Annotated in this window: 1 protein-coding gene and 1 pseudogene; both read left to right on the forward strand. The window is 36.4% G+C overall.

Annotated features, from left to right (window positions below; genetic code table 11):
- Window positions 1-562, forward strand: a pseudogene (locus H5202_RS22875) (phosphomannomutase); the annotation flags it as partial.
- 80 nt (window positions 563-642) lie between these two features.
- The coding region (locus H5202_RS22880) for a GDP-mannose 4,6-dehydratase (protein WP_182774037.1) at window positions 643-1,193 on the forward strand (551 nt) is incomplete at its 3' end.

Genomic DNA, 1,193 nt, shown 5'->3' on the forward strand with positions numbered 1-1,193 from the left:
AATTGAGAGAAGTAAAAAATTTAAACACGTTGAAAGAACGAAAATTGGCTCTCCTTATGTAATAGCTGAATTTGCAAATTTAAAGAAGCAATTTAATTCAGTTGCAGGCTTTGAAGCAAATGGCGGTTTTTTATTGGGTAGCGATGTACAAGTCAATGGGCAGTTATTAAAAGAATTACCCACTCGTGATGCGATACTGCCAGCCATTATGCTATTGGCCGCGGCAGGTGAAGGAAGTATTTCAACATTAGTAAATACACTCCCACAACGTTTTACATACAGTGATCGCATTCAAAATTTTGCTACTGAAAAAAGTCTAGCTATTCTCGGTCTAGGGAAGCTCGATCCTGTAAAATTTTTAACTCGTTTGAGATTCAATAATGTCAGCATCCACAGTGTAGATGAAACCGATGGCTTAAGAATTACGTTAGTAGATGGCAGTATCGTTCATTTTCGACCTTCAGGAAATGCTCCTGAATTACGCTGTTATGCAGAAGGAGTTGATCACATACTAGCAAAACAATGTGTAACTCAGTGTTTGGAAAATATTAGAAAACTGTAATAGAAGCATATAAATATATAAATTTGATATCGCTAAATAAAATGATGCAATATCATCGAAAGTAAATAAAGGAATTGATAATGAGTAAAACCAAAGTTGCGTTAATCACTGGTGTAACAGGTCAAGATGGTTCATATCTTGCTGAATTACTTTTAGAGAAAGGTTACGAAGTTCATGGTATTAAACGCCGTGCTTCATCATTAAATACTGAACGTGTTGATCATATTTACCAAGATAACCATGAGAAGAATCAAAACTTTTTTTTACACTACGGCGATTTAACCGACTCATCCAACTTAACGCGTATTATAAAAGATGTACAACCTGATGAAGTATATAACTTAGGTGCCCAATCGCACGTGGCTGTATCGTTTGAATGCCCTGAATATACTGCTGATGTTGATGCAATAGGAACGTTACGCTTGTTAGAAGCAATCCGATTTTTAGGACTAGAGAAGAAAACAAAGTTCTACCAAGCTTCAACTTCGGAACTGTATGGTGAAGTACAAGAAATACCACAAAAAGAAACCACACCATTCCATCCTCGCTCGCCTTATGCTGTCGCTAAAATGTATGCGTATTGGATAGTTGTAAATTACCGTGAATCTTATGGTATGTATGCCTGTAATGG

It is taken from the genome of Shewanella sp. SG41-4, from assembly GCF_014164505.1.
In the GTDB taxonomy this organism is placed as follows: domain Bacteria; phylum Pseudomonadota; class Gammaproteobacteria; order Enterobacterales; family Shewanellaceae; genus Shewanella.